We start from the raw sequence: 18,638 nt of genomic DNA on the forward strand, positions 1-18,638 counted from the left end.
TCCGCTGCCTGCCCCTACCCCAGGGCGATCATGCCCCGCACACGAAGAAGCCCCTGCTCATCGAACAGGGACTCCCTTTGCCACAACGCACTGAGATCGGACCTGACGCGGCAGATCAGCACCCTCGCAGAATTCGTGGACGCTCTGGACACCTGGCGCAACGGCAGTCCCGCCAAGGCCACCCGGATCCTTCAGCACCTGCTCGATCCCAAGCAGCAGGTCGGAACCGGCGGCTTCGTGCCACCCGAACTGATCCGGCTGTTCCACGGCCATGCTGCAGAAGTCCAGGCGGCCGGAGAAACCGGCACCGGCCGGCAGAAGCTGCTGGAGGCAGCCCGCGCCGACTACCTCGCCATCAGCAAGGACTCGCCGGCCGGACGGCGCGCCGCACTCAGTCTGCAGTTCAACGCCTACCTCCGCGCCCTTGGTCCCACGCCCAACTGCAAACCCGGGACCGTACGGGCCGGGGAACTCGCCCAGATCGCGCAGGCTCTTCGAGCCCTCGCCAAGGATCCTGAGTTCACCGAACTCGGACGGCTCAAGGCCACAGTGAACCTCGCTCAGGTCGAGAATTGCCGCATCACCGCACAGCTGGTGCGGGACGACGGCAGGGTGGAACGGGCCGTGGCAGTGGTCAGCGAGGCGCCGGACCTCACCGGCTCCGACGAACTCCGCGCGCTTGCGGAATCGATCGCCGCCCTCCACGCGGCTGGCAAAGGCGATCTGGCGGCGGCGATCCGGCACATCCGAGCCGCCATCGCCCACAGACCCAACCTGGTCGAACAAGCCATCTGGAACGGCTTCCTGGCGCGCTGGAGTCTGGCCCGCTGCGATCTGGAAACCGGCCGCACGGCCCAGCAGGAAGCCCTGAGCCTGCTGGACGCGGCGGAACAGGCCGGCAGGGCGAGCTCCAAGCTCCGCCGCCATTACGAGCAGGACTTTGCCGCGAAGCTGCGAAAGGCCAAAAAGCACTGCGGCAGGGCGCGGTGAAAACAGTGCGATGAGAGGTGATGGACAGTGAACAGGCGACTTCCTCTGTGGCTGGCCGGGATGTGCCTTGTCGCCCTCGGCTGCGGGGCGCAACGCGAGACCCAAGCAGCACTGCCCACCAGGCGTGCCCCCGCAGTCTCCGCGCATGCCGCCACGCCGAGCTCTTCCGCCGAGGACATGCTGCTGGCCCAGCAGCTCCAGCTGGGAGGCTACGGGGCGGGCTCCATCGACTGTGAAACGCCGAGTGATCCCGCTGGCCAACCCCTGGCCTGGCTGTTGTCCGATAACCCTGCGGCGGAAGGCCCGGAGGTACGCCTGGGAGGCGGGGCAAACCTGTGCCTGTACGGGTTCCCGGAGAACGAGCCGATCACACTCACAGTGGAGGCAGGAGGGCGCACCTACACCACCCCCGTGAAGCAGGTAGCCAGCAACGACGCCGAGGGACCATCGCAGGACGCGCTCTTCGACAATCGGGCGATCGAGGTCAAGGACGTCGGCGACCACCTGCAGCAAAGCGCAGACTGGACGTTCTTCCCCTCCGATCCGGCCCGTGAGGCAATCGCCCTGTCCGGCGGGCTGACCCTGACGGCGAGCTCCGGTGACGTGACGAGCACGTATGAGGTACCGCTGCACTGGGACCAGGGAGCGATGCCCTTGGAAGGCTGGGAGGACAGCCACGAGATGGCGGTCTACGGATACCCTGCGGGCGCACGCGTCCCGATCGGGCTCTACCGAGTAGGCGAGAATTTCGTCGCAGTGCTGGAGCGGCAGGTCGGCCAAGTGGTCATGCCGCCCTCCCGAGTCTCCGTCTTCACCATCCCCCAAGACGTGTTCCGCCTCGTAAGCGTGGAACCCCCGGCAGGCAAGGACTCTCACTGCCTGTCCGTCCCCGAGTTCAAGGATTGCGTCCCTCGGCCGGTCTGAGTTCGCCGACCGCGTCGAGGAGGCGCGAGATCGGGATGCCCCACCTTGAGTCCCGTCAGTCCCGCTACCTGCTCGCTTCGACCCGTGACCTGCGCTTTCTCCTTCGGGACTGAAGCGGGTTAGGTTCCGGGGAGCGGAGCCGCGCAGGCTCCAGGTTTCAAGCGGTACGTGCTCAGCCGTTCCTGGAGGGAGTGGTGCGCTTGGTCATCTGCCGACAGGCCCTATCTCGGTGGCGCCCCCGCGTTGTGAGCGCGGAGTCTTGGCGCCGACTCTTCCAGGCTCGATGGTGCGGGGGTCGACGGCTTCGCCTGGTGCGCCTTTTCCCGGCACCCGTGGGGATCTCCTACGCGCTCCTGCGGCGTGCTGGTGGGCCCGGCAGGTGGTGGAGTCCACGGACACCATGGACCAGTCGATGCGTCCTTCCGTGTCGGCGTCGGCCAGGACGGCTGCAAAGATCTTGTCCCACGTGCCGTCCGCCGACCAGCGTCTGTGCCGCTCGCAGACGGTCTTCCACTTCCCGAACCGCGCAGGCAGATCCCCCCATGGCACCCCGGTGCGCTACCGGAAGAGAATCCCGTTGATCACCCTGCGATGACTTGCCCAGCGCCCGCCCCGCTGCCCGGACTTCGGTATGCGGCCGTAACCGCACCCATTCCTCGTTCGTGAGATCTCCACGCCCCATGGGCATGCCAACGACTCGAACCTGAGGCAATCATATGATCCGCCGGACAGGACCTAGTGGTGCGGCATGACGCGTGGACGCATTCCCGTCACCGGCCGAGTGCCTGGCGCGTGCGGCAGCTCCGTCGCAACGGATCAGGCTGTCATCGGGTTCTCTTGGCCTGGTCGGCGTGCTCAGCGTCGTGCTGGACCAGGAGGGAGAGCAGATCCGCCACGGTCAGGGCCGCCTCGGCCGGGTGGCGCAGAGGGTTTCCCGGCTGGATGCGGTAGGCGTTGGACCGTCCTTCACGTTGGTGGGTGAGGTATCCGTCCGTCTCCAGGTCAGAAATGATCTTCTGGACCGCGCGTTCGGTGAGCCGGCAGTGTGCGGCGATGTCGCGGACGCGGCTCCGACGATCGCTCGCGATCGCGGCGAGCACCCGGGCGTGGTTGGTGAGGAACGTCCACCCTGTGTGCGGTTCGGGTACTTCTCCCATACAGCCAGGGTAGGACCGAACCGTTCACGTATCCAAAAGACCGAAATAGATTTCCTGTATTCCTTGACAGGCCACGACTGGCGGACACAGCCTGGATACGGAAGGAAGTGGACGCCAAGTGAAAGAGGCGGCCATGCGGGAGCTGAAGCTTCCCCGGCAACAAGCCAGGGAGGTAGAGACCGTGACCAGACCACCGGTCCACTCCGCGACGGCGGAAGCAGCCCCGCGGGATCTTCTGATCGACGCCTCGCCCCGCGGCGGGCGCTTGCTCGTGACGATCCGCGGCGATCTGGACATCAGCACGGAACAAGCAGTCCAGGACGCGCTGCGGGACGCCGTCGGGCAAAGCAGGCACGGTGTCGATCTCGACCTGAGCGGCACAGCGTTTTGTGACTGCTCCGGCCTGAACTGTTTCCTCACCGCCCGGCGCCGCGCCCTGGCGGCGGGCAAGACAGTGACCATCCGCGCCGCCAGCCCCTTGGTGCAGCGTCTGCTGAGCGTGACGGGCACGTGGCCCCTGTTCACGCTTCAGCGCTGTTCGGCAGGCCTGTCCACCTGCCGCCCGGAAGCGAGCGCAGAACGTCAGGAGGATGCCCTGGACAAGGACGAGAACCTGCGCACCGAGGTCGTCCAACTGCGCCGGGCGATGCAGACACGCTCTGTTATCGATCAGGCCACAGGGATCCTCATGGCCACGTTCCGCCTCACCGCCGAGGACGCCTGGCATGTGCTCGTCGCAGTCTCCCAGAACACGAACACCAAACTCGTCCGAGTCGCCGAGAAACTGGTGACCACGGTTCAGGGCCAACCGCTCCCCGAGGAACACCAGCAGCAGGTGGCCGCAGCCGTCGCCGCCCTCGGCGCCGCAGATGCGACCTCCGGTCCCCCGCAACCAGAACACCCTGTCCCCGAGGAAGAGGCCGGCGGCCGCGGGACGCCGCCGTGAAACGGCCCAGCCCCTTGCAGTGCATGCTGTGCCGGGCTCCGCAGCAGTCCACGTGTCGCTCGACACCCGCCTCCTCGCGGCGGCCGCCGCATCCGCGACGCGCCGCACTACCGGCGGGGCGTCGACCAACCGGCACCTGCCCGGGGGCGCTGCGGCGGGTGGCCGTAACCGCCCCGGCCATCCTGCTGCCTGCCCAGCACCCTGCCGCGGCCAGTGGTTCGTCGCGAATGCCATGAGGCGGGGCATGGCCGACGACCACCAGATCGCCGAGGCCACCCGGGCCCGGGGTCTCGCCAGAGCCACTCGGCCCTTGGCGGGCCGGAAGAGACCAGGTCAAGCGACCAGCTGGCCAGCGGTCAGAGTAACGTGAAGAAGTGGCAGACCCCCCGCAGCCACTCCCCCTCTCGGGTGCAGTACTGCGAGAGGCGCGAGCCGCAAGGAGCCAGGCATGATCCATTCAGCCGATATCCGCGAGTGGCGCAACCAGGACGTGATCGATCCCAAAGGACGCAAGATCGGAGCCCTGGAAGCGGTCTACGTCGACACCACCACTGACACGCCGACCATGGCCACCGTCCGTACCGGACTGCCGACCCGGCACCGACTCGTCTTCGTACCCGTCGACGAGGCAACCCTGGGCCCCGGATACGTACAGGTGGCACACTCGAAAGGGCTGGTCAGGAAGGCGCCGTCCATGGGCATGGACGACGTCCTGCCGATCGAGCGGGAAGAAGAGGTCTTCAAACACTACGACCAGCCTTACGAGCCAGGCTCTGGACGCGGGCGTCGCCTCGCACGCCGCTGACCAGCCTCCATCGCCAGAGTGTCGAAGCCTGGCCAGATCGCTGGTCACTGTGCGGGCTCATCGCCCGAAGCACAGGCCCAAGGATGTGCTCACCATGGCGCTTTTCCTGTTCCTGATCCTCGTGGCCATCGTCCTGGGACTCATCGGCGCGGTCGCGGAGGGGCTGACCTACCTCCTGATCATCGGCATCGTGGTCGTCGTGGCGGACCTGGTCCTGTTCGGCAGGCGCTGGTCCCGGCGCTCTCACCGACACCTCCTCCGGTAACGCCACCGCACGGATCCGGGCGGCACGGCCCGCCGCCGCGCGCGAAAAGAGCCGAAGGCGCGGTGACACCGCCCCTTCGGCCTTCCCTTCCTCGGGCTCGCCTCTTCCCGAACGCGTCACGTGTTCGGCCCGGCCGTGCTGACGTCGCCAAGCGCCGATCCCCGGTCGCGTTCGACCGCCAGGTCGCCGAGCGAGATGACACCGACCGGCTCATCCCCCTCATCGAACGGGAGACGGCGAATGGAGTGCTCCCGCATCAACGCGACAGCGCGGTCGAGGTCGTCGTCCGGGGGCGACGGTGACCAGTTCCTCGCTGCACACGGCGCGGCCATCGGCGTTTTGCTGAACCACTACGACACCACAAAGCTCGCCCGGCGCATCCGTGCCGACCTGCGCGCACGTCAGGTCCCCTGGCTGGCGCCGCGCAGGCAGGCGTCGACACCCACGGATGCCGACTCCTGATCCACCGCCATCCGGTTCACGGACTCGATTCCCGCGCTGTCACACGGAACAACCGATGCGCTCGCGCGAGCGCGAGTGTGCCCAGCCCCGCTGTGACTGACCTCGCGAGGAATGGGGCCGATCGGCAGTTGGGAGCCGCCCATGTTCTATTACGTGCTCAAGTACGTCCTTCTGGGGCCGTTGCTTCGGCTGCTGTTCCGGCCACGGGCCAAGGGGCTCGAGCATGTTCCGGCCCAGGGCGCAGCCATCGTTGCCAGCAATCACCTGTCCTTCGCGGACCCCCTCCTCATGCCCGCGGTCCTGAAACGGCGCATCACGTTCCTGGCCAAGGCGGAGTACTTCACGGCGCCGGGCATCACGGGCCGACTGACCGCGCTCGTTCTCCGCGCTGCCGACCAGATTTCGATCGACAGATCAGGCAGGGCCGCAGGGCAGGCGGCCATCCGGGAGGGGCTGGAGGTACTGGCGCAGGGAGAGCTGCTCGCGATCTATCCGGAGGGCACCCGTTCCCCCGACGGCCGGCTGTACAAGGGCAAGGTCGGGGTGGCAGTGATGGCGCTGGCCGCGCAGGTTCCGGTGATTCCGTGCGCGATGGTGGGGACCTTCGAGATCCGACCCCCGGGACGTGTCCTGCCCAGGATCCGGCCGGCCGCGATCCGTTTCGGGGAACCGCTGGACTTCTCGCGATTTACGGGGATGGCGGACCACAAGACGGTGCTGCGGGCCGTCACCGACGAGATCACGTACGCGATCTTTCGGCTTTCGGGCCAGGAGTACGTGGACCGGTACGCGGCCGACGTGAAGGCCGAACAAGCGAAGGGCCGGCGGGGCTGAGGTTCCGCCGCCCCTTGGCTGCGATCCGGTGCTGGACGGCCGTCCGTTACGAACGAGCACCACGGTCACCCTGTCGGCCACTCTGCGGGCCACCCTTCGCCGTGCTGTGACACTCCGGTACAGGCCTGCATCTGCTGTAACGTTTCGTCCGGGCGCCCGCAGGGTCTCGACGAGCGCCGCGGGACGCCGCCGTGACCCGGCCCGGCCGGCGCAGGCTGTACAGGGCTCTGCAGTTCACGTGTACGCCGACACCCGGCCCCCTCACGACGCGACCGGGACGCTCCGACGGGGACGAGGAGTTCTACGTCTCGTACTTCCAGGCGCCCGGCCGTGCCGAAGCCGAGATCGAACCCGTACGCGGCTGGCTCGCAAGCTTCTACGCAGCGCTGTCCGCCGACACCATGCCCACAGCCGACGCTCCGGACCGCACTTCGTCAGCAAGGGTGGGACACCGCGCGACCGGTTTCCCCACGACCGGCTGCCCGGCTGGCTCGGTGAGCAGGATCTCGACTTGTATGCCGCTGAGTTCGAACGCACCGGTCCAACCGGCGCGCTGAACCGCTACCGGAACATGGACCGCGACTGGGACGACCTCGCCGCCTTCAACGGCGCCCCCATCACCCGGCCCTCGCTGTTCGTCGGCGACGGTCTGGATGCCTCCACGACCTGGCTGGCCGACGCGATCCACGCCTACCCGGTCACACTTCCAGGTCTGGTCTCCTCCCACATCCTCGACGGCTGCGGCCACTGGATCCAGCAAGAACGCCCCGCCGAGGTCAACCAGATCCTCACCAACTGGCTGGCCGCGCTGCCTTGCTGAAGCACTCACGCACAGCCGTCCGGCGCTGTTCGAAACACGTGATCGACAACCAACGCACCCGTGCCGCCACCCTGTCACCGGAGCGCGTGGGGCAGCTGTCCGCCATCGGCGCGCTGGACGTAGGCAGTTCCAGCGGCCCCTCGTCGGACGTCCTGGCCACCCGTGTGATCGCGTACCTCAACGCCAGCGTGCGCTCAGGACCCGGATCGGACCTGCTCGACGACGCCGCCCCGGCGCTCGGCTTCGTCCTCTACCAGCATCGACAGAAGCGAGGCCACCGTCAGGCCGGCCTCGGCGGGGTGACGCAGGATCTTGCCCGGGTCGATTTCGTAGCTGTTGCCGCGTCCGTTACGGGTGTGGGAGAGGTGCAATGATCTTCTGGACGCCGCGTTCGGTGAGCCGACAGCGTGCCGCGAAGTCGCGAATCCGCGCGTGGCGGTCGTCGGCGATGCTCGCCAGTACACGAGCATGGCTGGTCAGGAAGGTCCACCCTGTGTGCGGCGTGGCCAGGCGGTACGGCTCTCGCAGCAAGTGCCGCAGCGCACCCAGCGAGGGACCCGTGATCGGACAGCATGACCCGAACGCTCTGTGCTCGTCTGGCACACGGCGCGGCTGCCGTCCATGATCCTGCCCTCCGTATCAGCATGGTCCGACAGCCCTGACGTATAGGTGGAGGTTGCCGTGTCGCGCTGGAGGAGTGCGGGCCTGACGGCGGTCGTCTGTGCTGTCTGCCTGACGGGCTGCAGCACGCTCGGCGAACGGGAAGCGGCTGCCGCCCAGGCAGCCCTACGCTTCGAGCAGAGTATCCGGCAGAAACACGCTGCACGCGCCTGTGCGGCGCTGGCCCCCCAAACACGGCAGGAACTCGAACAGTCCGCCAAGGCCGGTGCGCCGAAGCCCTCTTCGAGGAGCAGCTGCCCCACGCGAGGGCAGTTCGCCGGGTTCAGGTCTACGGGCAGCAGGCACAGGTGGTCCTCAACGCCGACACCCTGTTCCTGTCGGTCTTTCCTGCCGGCTGGAAGATCACCGCGGCAGGGTGTGTGCCGCGCCCGCAGCAGCCGTACCAGTGCCAGATCAAAGGAGGGTGAGCGAAGGATGCGCACCCTTTTCACGCTCCTGCTGCTGACGGTCGGCGCCGGTCTCAGCTACTTCACCGCCATCGGGCTGATGCACCGATGAACCGCCTGACCCGGTTCGTGAAGCACAACAGCCTGGCACTGGCCTTCGGCACCGGCTTCCTGCTCACCCTCGCCGGCCAGGCCATCTCCGGCCACGCCGACTTCAACAACCAACTCGTCACCGACGGGCTCCAACCGATCGGCTTCCTCCCGTACCTGACGACCTCCGACTTCGCCGTGGACGTCACCGAGAACTGGCAGTCGGAATACCTCCAGTTCTTCCTCTACGTCTTCGGCACCGTCTGGCTGCTCCAACGCGGCTCACCCGAGTCCAAAGAGCTCCACAAGGCCGGCGTGGAAAGCGACGTCGAACAGAAGGTCGGCGACCACGCCGGCCCCTCCTCCCCCCCGCTGGGCAGCCGACACAGGATGGCGGCAGAAGCTGTACTCGCGTTCCCTGGGCACCGTCATGGCCGCCATCTTCGCGTGGTCGTGGCTGGCCCAGTCCATCACCGGCGCGGCCGCCTACAACGAGCAACACCTGCGCCAGCTCCAGGCACCCGTCTCCTGGCCGCAGTACCTCGGCTGTGCCGACTTCTGGAACCGCACCCTGCAGAACTGGCAGTCCGAACTCCTGGCCGTCGCCTCGATGGCCATCCTCTCGGTCTACCTGCGCCAACGCGGCTCCCCCGAATCCAAACCCGTCGGCGCCGCCCACACCTCCACCGGAGTCGAAGGCTGAGAAGCCTGCCCCTCCCATTGCCTTGATCGGACGGATGACGGCACTGGCTGCGGTGTGGGGTTCCTGGCACTGCCGCGCCGGGGCAAAGCTGGATAGCGCAGCCGTCGCAGAGTGTTGGAAAACGGAATGATCCACATCACGGCTTGCACGCCCGGGCTCCGGGGCTGGTCCCCCGGAAACCGACCCCGGAGCCGGCCCGCCTCGCCCGTCGGCAGTCCGTGGGTCAGGATTTGCCGCGGCCGGTGACGAAGTCGCGGGCCCGGTCCACCAGGGCGGCGCCCGGGGCGAGGAGCTTGTTCGCCGGCGGCGTGTCGGGAGCGGCGGGGTGCTGGCGGGTGGGGGGCCATGGCCGTGGCCCGGCGGATCTTGTCCCCGAGCTCACTGAGCATCTCGGGGGTGCAGGTCTGGCGCAGCCTCGGGAAGAGGTTGTTCTCCTCGTCCTGGACGTGGGCGGTCACCTCTTCCATGAGCTGCTGCAGCAGCGGGGTCATCTGGGGGTCGTCGGCGTCCGTCCTCTCCAGCTGCTTGAGGATCTTCTCGACCCGGCTGTGATCCGCAATCTCCTTGCCCGCGAGCCGGTCCCCACCCTCGACGTCCTCGCGCACCGCCAGGTAGAGGTACTCCTCCTCGGCGACCGAGTGACGCCCCAACTCGATGGTGACCTCGTCCACGAGAGCACGCAGCTCCCGCCCTCCACCGACCATCGCTTCGATCCGGCCGAACATCTCCTCGGCCTCCCGATGGTCGGCCATCAACTCCGCGAACACATTCCGCCACGCCCCATCGCCTATCCGCCTCTCACTGGTCGTGTCAGGGTGGGTCCGTCCCCAGCACACAGTGGTTCCCCTCCCAGATTGACAGTGCGCGGCCCTGCGCGTGGTCCACCCGGTCGGACGCCTACCTGATCACCAGCGGCCTACACTGCGGGCTGGGGTCCGCCTTGTGATGTGCCAGCTTGGCCTCCACCAGCGCACGGAGAGCAGGTCGTTGGGCGAGCTTGGCCGGCTTGGGCCGGCGGCCGCGTCTGCGGATGCGGCTCGGTAGCGGGCCCGGCCGCCGTTGCGGGCAATCTCCCGGGAGATGGTCGACGGTGACCTGCCCAGCCGCCGCGCCAGCTGCCGGGCAGACTCGCCAACCGCGATGCCGCGGGATATCTCTTCGCGTTCGCTGCCAGTCAGATGCCGCGTTGACCGCTGCTGTGTCGCCTGGCGGACGCCGCCGCTCTGGTGCAGGAACCGGCGGACGTGGTGCATCGGCGCCCCGAGCGCCCGTCCCATCAAGCTGAACGACTGCCCCTCACGCCAGCGTCTCCAGATCTCGTCCTGCTGAGCCGGCGAAAACCCGTAGTCATGCACCTGTTCCTCCACGACCACATGATCATCCGTGGGTGGTGCGTTGATCACTTGAGGGTGCCTTCGTTTGTCGACAGACGACTGCGCCGGGACCGTGGACGGGTAGTGTCAGGTTGAGCCTGACCGGCGGCCTGCCCACCCTCTCCCTGCTGGATGAAATCGGCCTTGGGGTATCGGTACAGCCGTTTGTACTGAGATACGTGATGGACTAGGAGCAGGGCCAGCTGCTCGCCCAGATCTCCGAGGGCCACGCCGACGCCCTCCCATAGATCCGCGATCGTGAGCCGCAGGCGTCGGTCTGGCCGCCCTTCGGCCAGCTCCCGCACGGACAAGCCGCTGCTGACGTTCAAGCAGATCGCCGCCGCGTTCGGCGACGTGCCGAGCGACCGCGCCGACGCTGGGGCGTGCGTACCGCTCCAGGGAGCGGACGGAGGCGTGGCGGGAGCGGGCCAGCAGCATTGGGGGGGAGGCAGCCAGGAGACCTTCAAGACGTTCGTGTCCTGCATTCTCGGCAAACTCGGGCTTCGCGACCGCGTTCAGGTTGGTCGTGTACGCCTACCGCCGGGGGCTGGTGATCTGATGCGGGTCCGCACAGCGGCCGGCCGTGCGGCATCAAGGTGGCCGCGTGGACGTATGGGTGAAGCGGCCGGACGGCGCCGACTACGACGCTCCGCACATGGCCAGCGCGGTTCGCGCCAGCCCGCGCAGCCAGGCGTGGGCGTGGTCGGTGTCGTAGCGCTGATGCCACGACAGGTATATCGGTGCCGACGGCAGTTCGAGCGGGAGGGGGAGCACGACCAGGCCGAGGTCGGCGACCGCTGACCGCGTGGTGGCTTCGGGAACGCTGATCAGGAGATCGGAGCCGCGCGCGAATTCCAGCGCGGCCGCTTCCGTGGGCGCGGTCGCCACCACGCGGCGGGTGAGGCCGAGCCGCGCGAGGGCGTCGTCGAGGGCATTGCTGAGGTTTCCACGTCGCGAGACGGTGATGTGCTCAGCGGCGGCGTACCGCTTTGCGGTGACGGTCCTGACGCGGGTGAGGGGGTGCCCCTGCCTCACGACGATGACGAGGCGGGTCTCGCCCACGTTCTCGGCACGGATGTCCGGTGCGCTCGGGCGGTTGGCGTTCGCCTCCAGGTCGACCTCGCCGCGCCGCAACTCGGGGGTGTCGATGCTCGATTCCGCGACGAAGCGCAATCGCACGCCCGGGGCCTGTCCGCGCACGGCCGCGAGCAGCGCGGGGCCGCTCAAGGCGACCAGGGAATCGTGCCAGCGGAGTGTGAAAGTGCGCTCCAACGTTGCCAGATCGAGTTCACGGCTCGGTGCCAGAACCCCCTGGACCTGGTGCAGCAGCTCGTGCACCTGTTCCCGGACGGCGATCGCATACGGCGTCGGGGTCATCGTGCGGCCGGTGCGCACCAGGATCTGATCCCCGGTCGTGCGCCGGATTCGGCCCAGACTCCGGCTCATCGCGGGGGCGGTGACGTGCAGGCGCGCGGCCGCCCCGGCCACACTTCCCTCCTCCAGCAGCGCGTCGAGCGCGGCGAGCAGGTTCAAATCCAATTGCATGTGAGTAATCCTAGCCGTGCTTGACATGCATTTGAAGTTAATTAAAGGGCTGTATACCTTCGAGACGAGAGCGCAAGACGGAACACACAGCTTGGCCCGACCCGCCTCAACACCCCTCCTCACCCGGGAGTACCACCATGTCCAAAACGCTTCAGACCACTGACGTCGCCGCCTCCGACGCCGAGTTGCTCGCCCAGACCGCGAATGCCGTGCGCGCGGCCGGTTCGGCGCTGCGCGAGCGCTTCGGCGAGGTGGTCCGTTACCAGACCCGCGAAGAGCTGATGCGCGCGCTCGCCGCCAACGACGAGATGGCCCTCGATATCCTGCGCCCCCGCCTCACGCGCCTGCGCCCGGACGCCGGCTGGGTGGAGGACGAACTGGACGGCGGGGCGCTGCCGCCCGGCGAATGGTGGGTCGTGGATCCGGCCGAAGGCAACGTCAACCACCTGCACGCCCTGCCGGAGTGGGCGGTGACCGCCACCCTCGTGCGTGAGAACCAGCCGGTGCTCACCGCGGTCCACCTGCCGTTGACCGGCGAGACCTACACCGCGCTCACCGGCGCGGGCGCCCACCTCGACGGCCGGCCGCTGCACGTCTCCCCCGCTGCGGACCTCGGCCTGAGCATCGTGGCCACCAGCCAGGCCCGGCCGGAGGAGGACGAGAAGGTCGTGCGGCGCGTCGGCTCCTCGATCACCGCGATGCTCTTCGACGCGCTCGTCGTCCGCACCGCCGTGCCCGCGACCCTGCACCTGCTGAACGTGGCCGCCGGCCGGATCGACGCCTTCTGGCAGTTCGCCGGCGCCCGCGCGGACCTGCTGCCCGGGGCGCTGCTCGTCACCGAGGCCGGCGGACGGATCTCCGACGCCGAGGGCCGCCCCTGGACCCCGCGGAGCGAGAGCTTCCTGGCCGCCGCGCCCGGCGTCCACGCCGAGGCCGTCGCCACGCTCTCACGCTGACCGCGCACCACAACCTGCACGCACGGAAGGACCAGATCATCATGACCACGATCGCAGTTCTCGGAAACGGCCGCGTCGGCGGCAACCTGGCCACAGCCCTCACCCGGGCAGGGCATGAGGTGACCGTGGCGGACCGCGCGCCGGGCGCCGCCGCCGACGCTGCCCGGACAGCCCGGATCGTCATCAACGCAACCCCGGGCGACGGCTCGCTGGACCGGCTCGTCGCCCTGCGCGAGGAACTGCGCGACAAGATCCTCGTCGACGTCTCCAACGCCACCCTCGACGGACCGGACGGACTGCCCGCCGACCTGATATACCCCGGCTCAAGCCTCGCCGAACAGCTCCAGGAAGCACTCCCCGAAACGCACGTCGTCAAGACCCTCAACACCATGCTCTTCCCGGTGATGACCGCACCGGCCACGCTCCCCCAGACGCCGACCGCGTTCCTCTCCGGCGAGGACCCGCAGGCCAAGCAGACCGTCCGCGAACTGCTCACCGACCTCGGCTGGCGTAAGGAGTGGATCACTGATCTCGGCGGGATCCAGACCGCCCGCGCCACGGAGGCCACGATACTGTTCGTACCGCACGTGATTCGGTCCAGCGGATTCGCGCCCTTCGCGATCTCGATCGCCCGCTGATCCGCACACAGTGCACCGCCCCCGGCGGGCCCACATGCAGAACGGATACGACAGCGCAGCCAGGGCCAGCGATCCGGGGTGCCGGTAAGAACCGTGTCATCAGCCGCAAACGGCGGTGATCAGTCTTCTGACCTGGAGGGTCTGGGCAGTTCTGCCGCAAGGGCCGCTGCAGGAGGCGACCGACCGGCTCGGCCCGACGGCCTCCTGGATCGTCGGAAAACCCCAGGCACCACCCACCACACCAACCACCCGCCCCCTAGCGACACGAGGCTGAGCAGGCAGCCGAAATGTAGGACCCCTTCGGCGTCGATGGGGACCGCGGCGATGCGGGCCAGGTGTTCGGAGGCGTCGTCCCTCGCAGAGAGGCACGGAAGACACCCACAGATGTTTCAGCACCAGTCCGGGCTGGCCCGCAGCCGCCGCCCGGATTCCACAGAACCCACCCGTACGGCCGCGCACCCCACGCACGGGCGATGGCTTGCTCAGCAAGGGAGACTGTTCCGTGCGATTAAGACCCATTGCGAGTGTGTTCGCTGTCGGGGTGGCGTTGGTCGCCACCAGCACTCAGACGGCGCTGGCGACCCCGCTGCCGAATCCGGAACCGCCTGGGGTCACGGTGACCACGCGGGACGCGTCCACTGAGGCAGTGACGAGCTGCTGGCCGCTGGTCACCGTGTAGCGGCCGGTCTACGCACTGCGCCGATTACCGCGGGGCCTCGTTGTACCGGCCGTCCGCCCGCAACTCCTGGCGGATGTGACCGTCCGCGGTCACCCACATGCCGACCACGCTGGCATCGCCCTCCTGCGCGTTCACTGTCATGACGGACTCTCCTCATCCATGAGTGCGGATCTGTCCTGCCCGACCGAGTCTGGACAGGCCGAAGACTGCCGACCAGGACGTGTGCTGCCTGGGTGCACCGCACCCAGGCAGCACACCACCCTGCGGCCTAGCCATCGGCGAACCTGCGCGGTGCCTTGGCCAGCAAGGCCCCGCCAGGGCACCGGATGCGCAGAGGGCGCACCGTCATTCGATGAGGGCTGCCTCGAAGGAACCGCCGAGGTATCGGTCCCGGCTGTCGCGCCGTTGCAGCTTGCCGGTCGTCGTGAGCGGCAGCGTCCCCGGCTTGAGGAGGACGACATCGTGTACCTGGATGCGGTGTCCCGCATGGACCGCGCGCCTGATCTCCTGCTTGATCTCCTGGGCGGTCACTTGATCACCGGTCTCGCCTCCGGCTGCCGTCGTCGTCTCGGCGAGCACGATGAGCCGTTCGTGTACGCCGTCGTCGACCGACACCGCGCAAGTACCGAACTCGCGGACTGCCGGGTGGCTGGCCTCAACGGTGGCCTCGATGTCCTGCGGGTAGTGGTTGGCACCGGCGATGATGATGACATCCTTTGCCCGGCCGGTGATGAACAGCTCCCCGTTCTGCACAAAACCGAGGTCACCAGTACGGAGAAACCGCTCCCCCGGCTGGTCGGGAATGGTCCCCACGAAGGTCTCGGCAGTCTCCTTGGGAGCGTTCAGATACCCCGTTGCGACGCTCGGGCCGGATACGAAGATCTCACCCACCTCGTCCTCCCCGCAGGGCTTGCCTGTCAACAGGTCTACGGTTATGGCCGTGCTCAACGGATGGATCGGGCCGCAGCCGACCAACTCCCGGCTGTCCTGTGCCGACGCGGCTGGGCGCACCTTTCCGGCGGCGAGCGACTCGGGGTCCAGCCGCAGGACTTCCGGGGCCTGGCCGACCGGCACGGCCGTGACCATCACTGTCGCCTCGGCGAGGCCGTACGCGGGGGACAGCGCCTCGCGCCGGAAGCCGGCCTCCGCGAATGCCGCGCTGAAGCGGTCGAGCGTATCGGAGCGGACGGGCTCACCTCCGACCAGCGCCATCTCCCAGCGGCTGAGGTCGAGTTCCCGGCGCTGAGCGTCCGTCACCCGGCGGACGCACAGGTCGTACGCGAAGTTCGGCGCGCAGCTGTCCGCGCGTCCGAGCCGGGAGATGGCCCGCAGCCACGTGAGCGGACGCTGCACGAAGGTCATCGTCGGCAGCAGGGTGACGTCCCGACCGGAGAAAAGGGGGTCGAGGACATTGCAGATGAGGCCCATGTTGTGGTGCGGCGGCAGCCACGACACCGACGACGGGCGTGGCAGCCCGGCGTCGTCGGCAGACCGACGCGTGTTGTCGTATATCAACGACAGATTGTGCAGCACATTGCCATGAGTGATCGCGACACCTTTCGGCACACCGGTCGATCCCGAAGAGTACTGCAGATAGGCGACCATCTCAGCGGCGGCCACCGGTGGGGTCCACTCCTGGGCCAGGTCCAGGGGTACCTCGTCGGTCGCCACCCGGTTGAGTTGGGCGAGCCCGTCGGTGTCGGTGAGGACGTGCTCCGCGGTGGCAAGCACTGGGCCGGTCGACAGGAACAGCGAGGGCTCGGAACTCGCGGCAATCGACTCCACCCGAGTCCATTTGGCATTGCTCCGCGTCCCGTCGAGCGGAGCCACCGGCACCGGGATCAGACCCGCATAGATGCAGCCCAGGAAGGCGGCGTGGAAATCCAGTCCCGGCGGGTAACTCAGCAGCGCGCGTGCGCGCGCGGTAGGAACCTGCTGTCGTAGCGTCACGGCGACCGCCCGCGCCCGGCGGTCGAGCTCGGCCAGGGTCAGTGATTCTGATTCCTCGACACCGTCGCCCAGGAACACAAAGCTCTTCCGGTTGGGCTCGGCTGCCGCACGAGTTCGGCACAGGTCGATCAGGGTCGGCAGTGCGCCGTGCTCGCCGGCCACCGCCTCGGGCAGTCGGACACCGTGCTCGTGATTGGTTTGCATGTGACCACTCCAAACGGAGGAAGAGGAAGAAGGCGGCGGACAGTTCGCGCGCCCCCTGTATGGAGCGAGGTTCAGACTGTCGCGAATGCCCGCGCCCGGTACCTGGACCGGCACTGTGCGCGCTGCAACTTGCCGCTGGTGGTGAACGGCAGCGCACCGGCCTTGACCAAGAGGACGTCGTCGGCCCGGAGGCCGTGCCCGGCGAAGACGGCCTCCCGGACGGCTTCTTCGGCCTCATGCGCCGCGAGGGTCGCACGGGCACCTGACGGAGTGTCCGGGACGGGTTCGGTCACGACGCGGTACCGGCTGTTGATCTCAGCCAGGACGACGAGGCGCGTGCGTCCGCCGTCCTCGACGGTGAAGGCGCAGCAGCAGCCCTCCCGTATGGCGGGATGGCTTGCTGCCGCGGTCGCCTCGATGTCGTACGGGTAGTGCTGCATGCCCTCCACGACGATGAGGTCGTCCACACGGCAGGTGACGAAGAGCTGACCGCCGTCCAGAAAGCCCAGGCTGCCGGTGCGCAGGAACCGGCGGCCCTCGTGGCCGCGCACGGTGGCGTTGAACGTACGCGCTGTCTCCTTCGGGGCGTTCCAGTACGCGGCACCGATACTCGGTCCGGAAGCCAGGATCTCCCCTGTCTCGTCCGGGGCGCACGGTTCGCCGGTGGCCGGATCCACCACCGCGATGGTCATGGACGGGTGCACCCGGCCCAGGCCGACCAGCCGGCAGACCTCGTCCTCGCGACCGGCTCGCTGCACCTTGCCTTTCGCCAGCGCCACCGCGTCGAACCGGCGGATCACCGGTTCGGGCTCCACTGGGCCGCCGCTGAGCATGACAGTGGACTCGGCGATGCCGTAACTCGGGAAGAACGCCTCGCGGCGGAAGCCGAACGGGGCGAGCATGGCACTGAACTGGTCAATCATCTCTGCACGCACCGGCTCGTCGCCGACCACCGCGATCCGCCAGGCGCTGAGGTCGAGGGAACGCAACTGCTCCTCGGAGACGCGCCGCAGGCACAATTCGTACCCGAAACCGGGTGCTGAACTGATGCCCGCCCCGCGGTCCGATATCGCGCGGAGCCAGTTGACCGGATGCTGGGTGAACGCCGAGGGCGGCATCAGTACGGCGTCGTACCCGACGTAGATCGGCTGCAGGACCCCGGTGATCAGTCCCATGTCGTGGAACACGGGCAGCCAGGACACGACAGGCGGCAGCCGCTCGAAGTCGTCCGTGGCCCGGGTACCGTTGGCCAAGATCAGCGAGAGGTTGTGCAGAACGTTGCCATGGGTGAGCTCCACGCCCCGGGGCGGACCGGTCGTGCCGGAGGTGTACTGCAGGTACGCGATCGTGTCCGGGCCGATGCCGGGGGCATTCCAGCCGTACGCGTCCGTCTCACTGATCTCGTCGGTCGCCACAGAGGTCGGCCGGCAAGGTGCGGAGATGTCCTTCAGCAACGCGTCGACACGGTTCAGCCTTGACCCGTTCGACAGCAGCACATCCGGCCGGGAGCTGTTGACGATTGCCCGGAAGCGTGAATACCGGTCGTCGACGCCGGCGCGCAGCACCGGAGGAGCCGGCACCGCGATCAGGCCGGCATACAGGCAGCCGAAGAAGGCGGACACGAAGTCCAGGCCGGGCGGGTAACTCAGCACGGCGCGGGCGCCCTGCGGGGCTTGCCTGCTCAGACGCGCCGCGATTGCCCTTGCCCGGGCGTCCAGTTGGGCGAGGGTGAGCGAGTCGGACTCTTCGAGGCCGTTCTCCAGGAAGGCGAACATCCGTCGATCCGGCTCCCTGGACGCGCGATACCTGCAGAGCTCGACCAAGGTCGTCGGCTCCAGTCGGGATTCTGTGACGGCATCCTCTGACATCGTGGTCCTCCTGTTCGACTCGGCCATTGGCATTGCCCCTGCCATTTCCCCACTGACCCGCCGGGACTTGGTTACGTACCCAACCATTGCTGTACGTGTGCGTCATGGTGGTTCCACTCGAAGAGATGCTAAGTCGGCAGAGAAATATCGGGTATCCGCCGCGAGATGGTGTCCATCCCCCTACCGGAGGCGAGCTTCGAGTAAGCCGGAAGACGGATGAAAGCCATCCTCCGGTCGCCATCACGGTTCGGTCCGTCGGCCGTTACGGAAAGCGCCTCGTACTGGCTACCGTCATGACGACGGCCAGTGGACGACGAATGGACCGTATCCAAGGGAGAACATTTCCCCAGAAGGCTTCAGAA

Annotated in this window: 16 protein-coding genes and 6 pseudogenes; 11 read left to right on the plus strand and 11 right to left on the minus strand. The window is 68.0% G+C overall.

What is annotated here, in order from left to right; genetic code table 11:
- The first annotated feature begins 135 nt into the window (after window positions 1–135).
- Window positions 136–990: a hypothetical protein gene (locus tag ACFY1J_RS44350; protein ID WP_390733186.1), complete on the plus strand. Its 855-nt coding sequence runs from the start codon at window positions 136–138 to the stop codon at window positions 988–990.
- Between the two features lie 177 nt (window positions 991–1,167).
- A complete protein-coding gene (locus ACFY1J_RS44355) occupies window positions 1,168–1,914 on the plus strand; it encodes a hypothetical protein (protein ID WP_390713009.1) in 747 nt (248 codons plus the stop codon).
- A gap of 204 nt (window positions 1,915–2,118) precedes the next feature.
- Here ACFY1J_RS44355 and ACFY1J_RS44360 read toward each other — a convergent pair whose 3' ends face one another.
- The 3 genes and pseudogenes from ACFY1J_RS44360 to ACFY1J_RS44370 form a co-directional block, all read right to left on the minus strand.
- A complete protein-coding gene (locus tag ACFY1J_RS44360) occupies window positions 2,119–2,244 on the minus strand; it encodes a DUF6009 family protein (RefSeq protein WP_390733196.1) in 126 nt (41 codons plus the stop codon).
- Window positions 2,233–2,596: pseudogene (locus ACFY1J_RS44365) on the minus strand (IS5 family transposase); the annotation flags it as partial. The gene ACFY1J_RS44360 and the pseudogene ACFY1J_RS44365, both read right to left, overlap by 12 nt.
- 142 nt (window positions 2,597–2,738) lie before the next feature.
- Window positions 2,739–3,071 carry a helix-turn-helix transcriptional regulator gene (locus ACFY1J_RS44370; protein WP_390713008.1) on the minus strand — a complete coding sequence of 111 codons (333 nt, stop codon included), beginning with the start codon at window positions 3,069–3,071 and terminating at the stop codon, window positions 2,739–2,741.
- Window positions 3,072–3,204: 133 nt separating this feature from the next.
- Here ACFY1J_RS44370 and ACFY1J_RS44375 point away from each other — a divergent pair, with 133 nt between their 5' ends.
- The 3 genes from ACFY1J_RS44375 to ACFY1J_RS44385 all read left to right on the plus strand — a co-directional run bounded on the left by ACFY1J_RS44375 (window position 3,205) and on the right by ACFY1J_RS44385 (window position 5,087).
- On the plus strand, window positions 3,205–4,017 hold the full coding sequence (locus tag ACFY1J_RS44375) for an ANTAR domain-containing protein (protein ID WP_390733187.1): 813 nt from the start codon (window positions 3,205–3,207) through the stop codon (window positions 4,015–4,017).
- Between the two features lie 448 nt (window positions 4,018–4,465).
- Entirely contained in the window at window positions 4,466–4,822 is a 357-nt protein-coding gene (locus ACFY1J_RS44380) for a PRC-barrel domain-containing protein (RefSeq protein WP_390713006.1), read from the plus strand.
- Window positions 4,823–4,916: 94 nt separating this feature from the next.
- Entirely contained in the window at window positions 4,917–5,087 is a 171-nt protein-coding gene (locus tag ACFY1J_RS44385; protein WP_390713005.1) for a hypothetical protein, read from the plus strand.
- Window positions 5,088–5,203: 116 nt separating this feature from the next.
- Here the strand turns inward: ACFY1J_RS44385 and ACFY1J_RS44390 are convergent, their stop codons facing one another.
- On the minus strand, window positions 5,204–5,419 hold the full coding sequence (locus ACFY1J_RS44390; RefSeq protein WP_390733188.1) for a CBS domain-containing protein: 216 nt from the start codon (window positions 5,417–5,419) through the stop codon (window positions 5,204–5,206).
- On the opposite strand from ACFY1J_RS44390, the gene ACFY1J_RS44395 reads away from it, so the two are divergent.
- From ACFY1J_RS44395 to ACFY1J_RS44405, 3 genes and pseudogenes are all read left to right on the plus strand, one after another.
- Window positions 5,328–5,549 (plus strand): hypothetical protein, encoded by a 222-nt coding sequence (locus ACFY1J_RS44395; RefSeq protein ID WP_390733200.1) that lies wholly within the window; start codon window positions 5,328–5,330, stop codon window positions 5,547–5,549. The two genes, ACFY1J_RS44390 and ACFY1J_RS44395, sit on opposite strands and share 92 nt — an antisense overlap.
- A 141-nt stretch (window positions 5,550–5,690) precedes the next feature.
- Entirely contained in the window at window positions 5,691–6,383 is a 693-nt protein-coding gene (locus ACFY1J_RS44400) for a lysophospholipid acyltransferase family protein (RefSeq protein WP_390733197.1), read from the plus strand.
- Window positions 6,384–6,667: 284 nt separating this feature from the next.
- A pseudogene (locus tag ACFY1J_RS44405) lies at window positions 6,668–7,203 on the plus strand (alpha/beta fold hydrolase); the annotation flags it as partial.
- A gap of 194 nt (window positions 7,204–7,397) precedes the next feature.
- Here the strand turns inward: ACFY1J_RS44405 and ACFY1J_RS44410 are convergent.
- A pseudogene (locus ACFY1J_RS44410) lies at window positions 7,398–7,713 on the minus strand (ArsR family transcriptional regulator).
- A gap of 665 nt (window positions 7,714–8,378) precedes the next feature.
- Between ACFY1J_RS44410 and ACFY1J_RS44415 the strand changes: the two are divergent.
- Window positions 8,379–9,063, plus strand: a pseudogene (locus ACFY1J_RS44415) (DUF6766 family protein).
- Between the two features lie 223 nt (window positions 9,064–9,286).
- Here ACFY1J_RS44415 and ACFY1J_RS44420 read toward each other — a convergent pair.
- From ACFY1J_RS44420 to ACFY1J_RS44430, 3 genes and pseudogenes are all read right to left on the minus strand, one after another.
- Window positions 9,287–9,854 (minus strand): annotated as a pseudogene (locus tag ACFY1J_RS44420) (hemerythrin domain-containing protein).
- 114 nt (window positions 9,855–9,968) lie between these two features.
- Window positions 9,969–10,340 (minus strand): helix-turn-helix domain-containing protein, encoded by a 372-nt coding sequence (locus tag ACFY1J_RS44425; RefSeq protein ID WP_390733198.1) that lies wholly within the window; start codon window positions 10,338–10,340, stop codon window positions 9,969–9,971.
- A gap of 735 nt (window positions 10,341–11,075) precedes the next feature.
- Entirely contained in the window at window positions 11,076–11,981 is a 906-nt protein-coding gene (locus tag ACFY1J_RS44430) for a LysR family transcriptional regulator (protein WP_390713002.1), read from the minus strand.
- A gap of 137 nt (window positions 11,982–12,118) precedes the next feature.
- Here ACFY1J_RS44430 and ACFY1J_RS44435 point away from each other — a divergent pair, with 137 nt between their 5' ends.
- Both ACFY1J_RS44435 and ACFY1J_RS44440 read left to right on the plus strand, forming a co-directional pair.
- Window positions 12,119–12,937 carry an inositol monophosphatase family protein gene (locus ACFY1J_RS44435; protein WP_390713001.1) on the plus strand — a complete coding sequence of 273 codons (819 nt, stop codon included), beginning with the start codon at window positions 12,119–12,121 and terminating at the stop codon, window positions 12,935–12,937.
- 41 nt (window positions 12,938–12,978) lie between these two features.
- The gene (locus tag ACFY1J_RS44440; protein WP_390713000.1) at window positions 12,979–13,575 is read left to right on the plus strand and encodes an NADPH-dependent F420 reductase; all 597 of its coding nucleotides are present in this window, start codon (window positions 12,979–12,981) and stop codon (window positions 13,573–13,575) included.
- A gap of 690 nt (window positions 13,576–14,265) precedes the next feature.
- Here ACFY1J_RS44440 and ACFY1J_RS44445 read toward each other — a convergent pair.
- The 3 genes and pseudogenes from ACFY1J_RS44445 to ACFY1J_RS44455 form a co-directional block, all read right to left on the minus strand.
- Window positions 14,266–14,395: pseudogene (locus ACFY1J_RS44445) on the minus strand (Atu4866 domain-containing protein); the annotation flags it as partial.
- A gap of 204 nt (window positions 14,396–14,599) precedes the next feature.
- Window positions 14,600–16,522: a fatty acyl-AMP ligase gene (locus ACFY1J_RS44450; protein WP_390733189.1), complete on the minus strand. Its 1,923-nt coding sequence runs from the start codon at window positions 16,520–16,522 to the stop codon at window positions 14,600–14,602.
- Window positions 16,480–18,363 (minus strand): fatty acyl-AMP ligase, encoded by a 1,884-nt coding sequence (locus tag ACFY1J_RS44455; RefSeq protein WP_390733190.1) that lies wholly within the window; start codon window positions 18,361–18,363, stop codon window positions 16,480–16,482. The genes ACFY1J_RS44450 and ACFY1J_RS44455 overlap by 43 nt, the downstream gene beginning before the upstream one ends.
- Between the last annotated feature and the right edge of the window lie 275 nt (window positions 18,364–18,638).

Source organism: Streptomyces sp. NPDC001406, assembly GCF_042895285.1.
In the GTDB taxonomy this organism is placed as follows: Bacteria; Actinomycetota; Actinomycetes; order Streptomycetales; family Streptomycetaceae; genus Streptomyces.

What these genes read in the sequence shown, in the direction of transcription:
- ACFY1J_RS44355 (WP_390713009.1), top strand. Translation starts at nt 1,168, where the DNA reads ATGCTGCTGGCCCAGCAGCTCCAGCTGGGAGGCTACGGGGCGGGCTCC.
- ACFY1J_RS44380 (WP_390713006.1), top strand. Translation starts at nt 4,466, where the DNA reads ATGATCCATTCAGCCGATATCCGCGAGTGGCGCAACCAGGACGTGATC.
- ACFY1J_RS44395 (WP_390733200.1), top strand. Translation starts at nt 5,328, where the DNA reads ATGGAGTGCTCCCGCATCAACGCGACAGCGCGGTCGAGGTCGTCGTCC.
- ACFY1J_RS44430 (WP_390713002.1), bottom strand. Translation starts at nt 11,981, where the DNA reads ATGCAATTGGATTTGAACCTGCTCGCCGCGCTCGACGCGCTGCTGGAG.
- ACFY1J_RS44400 (WP_390733197.1), top strand. Translation starts at nt 5,691, where the DNA reads ATGTTCTATTACGTGCTCAAGTACGTCCTTCTGGGGCCGTTGCTTCGG.
- ACFY1J_RS44370 (WP_390713008.1), bottom strand. Translation starts at nt 3,071, where the DNA reads ATGGGAGAAGTACCCGAACCGCACACAGGGTGGACGTTCCTCACCAAC.
- ACFY1J_RS44390 (WP_390733188.1), bottom strand. Translation starts at nt 5,419, where the DNA reads ATGGCCGCGCCGTGTGCAGCGAGGAACTGGTCACCGTCGCCCCCGGAC.
- ACFY1J_RS44425 (WP_390733198.1), bottom strand. Translation starts at nt 10,340, where the DNA reads ATGGGACGGGCGCTCGGGGCGCCGATGCACCACGTCCGCCGGTTCCTG.
- ACFY1J_RS44385 (WP_390713005.1), top strand. Translation starts at nt 4,917, where the DNA reads ATGGCGCTTTTCCTGTTCCTGATCCTCGTGGCCATCGTCCTGGGACTC.
- ACFY1J_RS44435 (WP_390713001.1), top strand. Translation starts at nt 12,119, where the DNA reads ATGTCCAAAACGCTTCAGACCACTGACGTCGCCGCCTCCGACGCCGAG.
- ACFY1J_RS44455 (WP_390733190.1), bottom strand. Translation starts at nt 18,363, where the DNA reads ATGGTTGGGTACGTAACCAAGTCCCGGCGGGTCAGTGGGGAAATGGCA.
- ACFY1J_RS44375 (WP_390733187.1), top strand. Translation starts at nt 3,205, where the DNA reads ATGCGGGAGCTGAAGCTTCCCCGGCAACAAGCCAGGGAGGTAGAGACC.
- ACFY1J_RS44440 (WP_390713000.1), top strand. Translation starts at nt 12,979, where the DNA reads ATGACCACGATCGCAGTTCTCGGAAACGGCCGCGTCGGCGGCAACCTG.